Origin of the sequence: Pseudomonas brassicae (assembly GCF_010671725.1) — a bacterium.
In the GTDB taxonomy this organism is placed as follows: Bacteria; Pseudomonadota; Gammaproteobacteria; order Pseudomonadales; family Pseudomonadaceae; genus Aquipseudomonas; species Aquipseudomonas brassicae.
The window spans coordinates 1-7,623 of sequence record NZ_JAAHBU010000085.1; the positions used below are offsets into that span (position 1 = coordinate 1).

Here is a 7,623-nt window from a genome sequence, read left to right on the forward strand (position 1 = left end):
TTGAGCGCCTGTTCCAGGCCGACCCGCTGCCGCTGCGCTGGTTGCGCAACAGTGGCCTGAAATGGGTCGAGCAGATGCCTGAGGCCAAGGCGCTGTTCGTGCGCCAGGCGCTGGGCCTGAGTGGCGACCTGCCGGAACTGGCGCGCGCCTGAGGGCACCGCAACATCTGGTAACTCCTCCCTTGGGAGTTCGGTTGAGAAGGTAAATGGCATTCACTACCATTTGCGCCTCTCTTGAATTCCGAGGACCGCTACCATGTTGCCACGCAAGCACTTACTGGCCGCCCTGGCACTCACTGTACTGGGCGGTACCGCCCAGGCGGCAGACGAGGTGGTGGTGTATTCCTCGCGCATCGACGAGCTGATCAAGCCGGTGTTCGATGCCTACACCAAGGAGACCGGGGTCAAGGTCAAGTTCATCACCGACAAGGAAGCGCCGCTGATGCAGCGCATCAAGGCCGAGGGCAGCAACGCCACCGCCGACCTGTTGCTGACTGTGGACGCCGGCAACCTCTGGCAGGCCGAGCAGATGGGCATCCTGCAGCCGATCAAGTCGGCGGTGATCGATGCCAACATCCCTGCGCAATACCGCGCTTCGTCCCATGACTGGACCGGCCTGAGCCTGCGTGCGCGGACCATCGCGTACTCCACCGACCGGGTCAAGCCGGCAGAGCTGAGCACCTATGAGGCGCTGGCCGGCAAGGAATGGGAAGGGCGCCTGTGCCTGCGTACCGCCAAAAAGGTCTACAACCAGTCGCTGACCGCGACCCTGATCGAGACCCATGGCGCCGAGAAGACCGAGCAGATCGTCAAGGGCTGGGTGAACAACCTGTCCACCGATGTGTTCTCGGATGACGTGGCGGTACTCAAGGCCATCGAGGCCGGGCAGTGCGACGTGGGCATCGTCAACACCTACTACTACGGCCGCCTGCACAAAGAGCAGCCGCAGTTGCCGATCAAGCTGTTCTGGCCCAACCAGGGCGACCGTGGTGTGCACGTGAACCTGTCGGGCATCGGCCTGACCCAGCATGCCCCGCACAAGGAGGCCGCGATCAAGCTGGTGGAGTGGATGACGGGTCCAGAGGCACAGAAGCTCTTTGCCGACGTGAACCAGGAATTCCCGGCCAACCCCAAGGTCAAGCCATCTGCCGAAGTGGCGGCGTGGGGCGAGTTCAAGGCCGACAGCCTGCCGGTGGAAGTGGCGGGCAAGCGTCAGGCTGAAGCGATCCGCCTGATGGATCGGGCTGGCTGGAACTGAGCGCAAGGCCTTATCCTTGCGGGGCCCTTCAGGGCCCCTTCGCTGGCAAGCCAGCTCCCACAGGGTTTTGTGTGCACCGCATAACCTGTGGGCGCTGGCTTGCCAGCGAATCTCACATTCGCTAGAGATTTCCCGCCTTGGCCCACCCCGTTCAACGCCGCTGGTACCCCCTGGTCTTCACCGTCTGCGCGCTGGTACTGCTGCCGCTGAGCGTGCTGGTGCTGTCGTGGCAGAGCATCGACCAGCAGATCTGGTCGCACCTGCTCGACACCCAGATGAGCCGCCTGCTGGGCAACACCCTGACGCTGGTGCTGGGCGTGGGTGTGGGCGTGACCGTGCTCGGCGTCAGCCTGGCCTGGCTCACCAGCCTGTGCGAGTTCCCCGGCCGCGCTGGCTGGACTGGGCGCTGATGCTGCCCTTCGCCATCCCCGCCTATGTGCTGGCCTTCGTGTTCGTCGGCCTGCTGGATTTCTCCGGGCCGGTGCAAACCCTGCTGCGCGAGTGGTTCGGCCCGATGCGCCTGCCGCGGGTGCGCTCCATCGGCGGGGTGATCATCGTGCTGGTGCTGGTGTTCTACCCCTATGTCTACCTGCTGGCGCGCAACGCCTTTCTGGCTCAGGGCAAGGGCCTGATGGAAGCGGCGCGGGTGCTCGGCCAGTCGCCGTTGCAAGCCTTCTGGCGCGTGGCCCTGCCCATGGCGCGCCCGGCCATCGGCGCCGGCGTGGCACTGGCATTGATGGAAACCCTGGCCGACTTCGGCGCCGTTGCGGTGTTCAACTTCGACACCTTCACCACCGCCATCTACAAGACCTGGTACGGCTTCTTCAGCCTCTCCAGCGCCGCCCAGCTGGCCAGCCTGTTGCTGCTGGCGGTGATGCTGGTGCTGTACGGCGAGCGGCGCGCGCGTGGCGCGGTGCGCAGCACCAACGAGCGGCCACGCGGCCAGGCGCTATACCACCTGCGCGGGTTCAAGGCGCTGGCCGCCAGCGGCTGGTGCCTGCTGGTGTTTGCCTGTGCGTTCGTGATTCCCTTGCTGCAATTGCTGGTGTGGTGCTGGCAGCGCGGGCGCTTCGACCTCGACGAACGCTATGGCGCGCTGATCGTGCACACCCTGTACCTGGGTGGCATGGCCGCCCTGATCACCGTGGCGGTGGCGCTGTTGCTGGCGTTCGCCCGGCGCCAGGCGCAGACACCCACGATCCGGGCCGGGGTCAGCCTGGCCAACCTGGGCTATGCCTTGCCCGGCTCGGTGCTGGCGGTGTCGATCATGCTGGCGTTCAGTTACCTCGACAACCAGCTGGTGGTGCCGCTGTCGAGCTGGCTCGGTGGCGCTGGCAAGCCGCTGCTGATGGGCAGCCTCGCCGCGTTGCTGCTGGCCTACCTGGTGCGCTTTATCGCGGTGGCCTACGGCCCGCTGGAACACAGCCTGGGGCGCATTCGGCCGTCCTTGCCCGAAGCCTCGCGCAGCCTGGGGGTGAGTGGCCCACGATTGTTTTTCAAGGTGTATCTCCCGTTGCTGGTGCCCGGCGCGTTAAGCGCCGCGCTGCTGGTGTTCGTCGACGTGCTCAAGGAGATGCCGGCCACCCTGCTGATGCGGCCGTTCGGCTGGGACACCCTGTCGGTGCGGGTGTTCGAGATGACCAGCGAAGGCGAGTGGTCGCGGGCTTCACTGCCGGCGCTGACCCTGGTGCTGGTGGGCCTGTTGCCGGTCATCGGGTTGATTCGACGTTCGGCCCGCCACCCGGGTCAGAGTCACTGAGGGTGTAAGGCTGCGCCCTTGCGGCTACAATGCGCCGCATTCGCTGCGGCAGGTGTGCATCGGGTAGCGCGAAACGCTGCCACCAGCCGTAGCTTCGCCACGCCCGGAAGGAGAAACCCATGGGACAGCGTACGCCTCTTTATGACCTGCACCTGGCGCTTGGCGCCAAGATGGTCGATTTTGGCGGTTGGGACATGCCCCTGCATTACGGCTCGCAGGTCGAGGAGCACCACCAGGTGCGTCGCGACTGCGGCGTTTTCGACGTATCGCACATGACCGTGATCGACATCGGCGGCACCCAGGCCACGCCCTGGTTGCGCTGGTTGCTGGCCAACGACGTGGCCAGCCTGGCCGAGGTCGGCAAGGCGCTCTACAGCACCCTGCTCAACGAACAGGGCGGGGTGATCGACGACCTGCTGGTGTATCGCACCGACAGCGGCTACCGGCTGGTGGCCAATGCCGCCACCCGTGACAAGGACCTGGCCTGGCTGCGGGCCCGCGTCAGCGGTTTCGAGGTGCAGGTGCAGGAGCGTCCCGAGCTGGCCATTTTTGCCGTGCAAGGCCCGCATGCCCGGGAAAAGGTCGCCGAACTGGTCAGCGCCGCGCGTGCGGCGCTGATTCGCGAGCTGGAGCCATTCGAAGGGCTGGCCGCGGGCGAGTGGTTTATCGCACGTACCGGCTACACCGGCGAAGATGGCCTGGAAATCACCCTGCCGGCGGCGCAGGCCCCGGCGTTCTTCAATGACCTGGTCGGCGCCGGTATCGCCCCCAGCGGCCTCGGCGCGCGCGATACCTTGCGCCTGGAAGCGGGCATGAACCTGTACGGCCAGGACATCGACGAAGCGCATTCGCCGCTGACCTCGAACCTGGCGCGCAACATCGCCTGGGAACCGGCCGAGCGTGACTTCGTCGGGCGCCAGGCGCTGGAGGCGGAGCAAGCCGCTGGCGTGCAGCTCAAACTGGTCGGCCTGGTGCTCGAAGAACGCGGTGTGCTGCGCGCTCACCAAGTGGTGCGTATCGCACAAATTGGCGAAGGGGAGATCACCAGTGGTAGTTTCTCTCCTACGTTGAGCAAGGCCATCGCCCTGGCGCGGGTGCCAGTGGCTACCGCCGACCGCGCCGAGGTGGAAATCCGCGGCAAGTGGTACCCGGTGCGTGTGGTCAAGCCAACCTTTGTGCGCCATGGCAAGATCCTGATCTGAATTCATTCTGGCGGGCCGACCGCTGACCTGTTGAGGAAAACAATTATGAGCAATGTTCCCGCCGACCTGCGTTTTGCCGAAAGCCACGAGTGGGCCAGGCTGGAAGCTGACGGCAGCATCACCGTCGGTATCAGCGACCACGCCCAGGAAGCCCTGGGCGACGTGGTGTTCGTCGAGCTGGCTGAAGTGGGCAAGGTGTTTGCTGCGGGCGATGCGGCCGGCGTGGTGGAGTCGGTCAAGGCCGCTTCGGACATCTATGCCCCGGTCAGTGGCGAAGTGATCGCGGTCAACGAAGCCCTGAGCGACAGCCCCGAGGCGCTGAACAGCGACCCGTACGCCAGCTGGATCTTCAAGCTCAAGCCTTCCAACCCGGCTGAGCTGGACAAGCTGCTGGACGCTGCCGGCTACACCGCCGCCATCGGCGAGTAGTTTTTCCCGCACGAACGGCAATCCCTTCCTAGACTCAATAAGCCTCGCCCCCTCGAGGCTTGGTCTTGGAAGAGAGAGCCGCTATGTCCCAGTTGCCGTCCCTGAGCCAACTGCACGATCCGTTCCTGCGTCGCCACCTCGGCCCCGATGCCAGCGAGCAGCAGGCGATGCTGCAGGCCCTGGGCCTGGCCAGCCGCCGCGAGCTGATCGAGCAGACCGTGCCGCCAGGCATCCGCCTCAACCGCCCCCCTCGACCTGCCGCCGGCCCTGGATGAACAGGCTGCCCTGGCCAGGCTGCGCGGCTATGCCGAGCAGAACCAGGTGTGGACCAGCCTGATCGGCATGGGCTATCACGGCACGCTGACGCCCACGGTGATCCTGCGCAACGTGCTGGAGAACCCGGGCTGGTACACCGCCTATACGCCTTACCAGCCGGAGATTGCCCAAGGTCGGCTGGAAGCGCTGCTCAACTATCAGCAGATGGTCATCGACCTCACCGGGCTGGACCTGGCCAACGCTTCGTTGCTGGATGAGGCGACTGCTGCGGCCGAAGCCATGACCCTGGCCCGGCGCGTGGCCAAGTCGCGCAGCAATGCGTTCTTCGCCGACGAGCATTGCCACCCGCAAACCCTCTCGGTGTTGCAGACCCGTGCCGAAGGCTTTGGCTTCGAATTGATCATCGACGCTGTGGATAACCTGGCCCAGTACACGGTGTTCGGTGCCTTGCTGCAATACCCCGACACCCACGGCGAGGTGCGCGACCTGCGCCCGGCGATCGAACAACTGCATGCCCGCCAGGCTGTGGCCTGCGTGGCGGCCGACCTGCTCAGCCTGGTGCTGCTGACACCGCCCGGCGAACAGGGCGCCGACGTGGTGCTGGGCTCGACCCAGCGCTTTGGTGTGCCGATGGGCTATGGCGGCCCGCATGCGGCGTACTTTGCCTGCCGCGACGATTTCAAGCGGGCCATGCCGGGGCGCATCATCGGCGTGTCGAAGGATGCGCGGGGCAACCTGGCGTTGCGCATGGCCCTGCAAACCCGCGAGCAGCACATCCGCCGCGAGAAGGCCAATTCCAACATCTGCACCGCACAGGTGCTGCTGGCCAACATCGCCGGCTTCTATGCGGTCTACCACGGCCCTGAAGGCCTCAGGCGCATCGCCCAGCGGGTGCATCGGCTCACCACGATCCTTGCCGCCGGGTTGCAGGCCAAAGGGCTTGTGCGGCGCAACACGCACTATTTCGACACCCTGACCCTGGACGTCGGCGGCAGCCAGACCGCGATCATCCAGAGCGCCGAGGCGGCGCAGGTCAACCTGCGCATTCTGGGCCGCGGCCAGTTGGGCGTGAGCCTGGACGAAACCTGTGACGAGACCACGCTGCTGCGCCTGTTCGACATCTTCCTCGGCGCCGACCACGGCCTGGACGTGGCACACCTGGATGGCCAGGACCTGCCAGACGGGTTGCCCGGGGCGTTGCTGCGCCAGTCCCCGCTGCTCACCCATCCGGTGTTCAACCTGCACCACAGCGAAACCGAGATGCTGCGCTACCTCAAGCAGCTGGAGAACAAGGACCTGGCGCTCAACCAGTCGATGATCCCGCTGGGCTCGTGCACCATGAAACTCAATGCCAGCAGCGAGATGATCCCCATCACCTGGCCGGGTTTTGCCAATGTGCACCCGTTTGCACCGCGTGCCCAGGCGCAGGGCTACAAGGCCATGCTCGACGAGCTGGAGCGCTGGCTGTGCGCGATCACCGGCTTCGATGCCATCTGCATGCAGCCCAACTCGGGGGCCCAGGGCGAATACGCGGGCTTGCTGGCGATCGGCAAGTATCACCGCAGCCGTCAGCAGGGCCAGCGTGATATCTGCCTGATCCCGGCCTCGGCGCATGGCACCAACCCGGCTTCGGCGCAGATGGCCGGTATGCAGGTAGTGATCGTCGACTGCGATGCGGCCGGTAACGTCGACCTCGCCGACCTCAAGGCCAAGGCGCAGGCGGCGGGCGAGCGGCTGGCCTGCCTGATGGCGACGTACCCTTCGACCCATGGCGTGTACGAAGAGGGCATCAGCGAGATCTGCGAGGTTATCCACCGCCACGGCGGCCAGGTGTACATGGACGGCGCCAACCTCAATGCGCAGGTGGGGCTGGCGCGCCCGGCCGACATCGGTGCCGACGTGTCGCACATGAACCTGCACAAGACCTTCTGCATTCCCCATGGTGGCGGTGGCCCTGGCATGGGGCCGATTGGCGTGCGTGCGCACCTGGCGCCGTTCGTGGCCAGCCATCCGGTGGTCCCGGTGCCCGGCCCCGACCCGCAGAACACCGCGGTCAGCGCGGCGCCCTGGGGCAGTGCGAGCATTCTGCCGATCAGCTGGATGTACATCGCGATGATGGGGCCGCAACTGGCTGATGCCAGCGAGGTGGCGATCCTTTCGGCCAATTACCTGGCGCAGCAGTTGGGCGCTGCCTTCCCGGTGCTGTACCGCGGGCGCAACGGGCGCGTGGCGCACGAGTGCATCCTGGACGTGCGACCGTTGAAGGCGCTGACCGGGATCACCGAAGAGGACGTGGCCAAGCGCCTGATGGACTATGGCTTCCATGCCCCGACCTGTCTTCCCGGTCCCGGGGACGTGATGGTGGAGCCGACCGAGAGCGAGCCCAAGGCCGAGCTGGACCGCTTCGTGGAGGCCATGCTGAAGATTCGCGCCGAGATCGGCGAAGTGCAGAACGGCAACTGGCCGGCCGAGGACAACCCGCTCAAGCGCGCGCCGCATACCCTGGCGGACGTGCTAGGGGTGTGGGAACGGCCTTACTCGATCGAGCAGGCTGTAGCGCCCAGTGAGCATGCGCGATTGCACAAGTACTGGCCGGCGGTTAACCGGGTGGACAACGTGTACGGGGACCGCAACCTGTTCTGCGCGTGTGTGCCGGTGGAGGATTATCGCTGAGGCCCAGCGCCTCTTCGCTGGCAAGCC

Annotated in this window: 3 protein-coding genes and 3 pseudogenes; all 6 read left to right on the forward strand. The window is 65.9% G+C overall.

What is annotated here, in order from left to right:
* Positions 1-152 (forward strand): annotated as a pseudogene (locus G3436_RS07190) (2-octaprenyl-3-methyl-6-methoxy-1,4-benzoquinol hydroxylase); the annotation flags it as partial.
* Between the two features lie 103 nt (positions 153-255).
* A complete protein-coding gene (locus G3436_RS07195; protein ID WP_163942950.1) occupies positions 256-1,257 on the forward strand; it encodes an extracellular solute-binding protein in 1,002 nt (333 codons plus the stop codon).
* A gap of 137 nt (positions 1,258-1,394) precedes the next feature.
* Positions 1,395-3,016: pseudogene (locus G3436_RS07200) on the forward strand (ABC transporter permease).
* Between the two features lie 119 nt (positions 3,017-3,135).
* Positions 3,136-4,218, forward strand: a complete 1,083-nt coding sequence (gene gcvT, locus G3436_RS07205; protein ID WP_163942952.1) for a glycine cleavage system aminomethyltransferase GcvT — start codon at positions 3,136-3,138, stop codon at positions 4,216-4,218.
* Positions 4,219-4,263: 45 nt separating this feature from the next.
* A complete protein-coding gene (gene gcvH, locus G3436_RS07210) occupies positions 4,264-4,647 on the forward strand; it encodes a glycine cleavage system protein GcvH (protein WP_163942954.1) in 384 nt (127 codons plus the stop codon).
* A gap of 83 nt (positions 4,648-4,730) precedes the next feature.
* Positions 4,731-7,596, forward strand: a pseudogene (gcvP, locus tag G3436_RS07215) (aminomethyl-transferring glycine dehydrogenase).
* The last annotated feature ends 27 nt before the right edge of the window (positions 7,597-7,623 follow it).

Bases quoted from the DNA above. Each gene is read 5' to 3' on its own strand.
- gcvH (WP_163942954.1), top strand. From the start codon at position 4,264: ATGAGCAATGTTCCCGCCGACCTGCGTTTTGCCGAAAGCCACGAGTGG.
- G3436_RS07195 (WP_163942950.1), top strand. From the start codon at position 256: ATGTTGCCACGCAAGCACTTACTGGCCGCCCTGGCACTCACTGTACTG.
- gcvT (WP_163942952.1), top strand. From the start codon at position 3,136: ATGGGACAGCGTACGCCTCTTTATGACCTGCACCTGGCGCTTGGCGCC.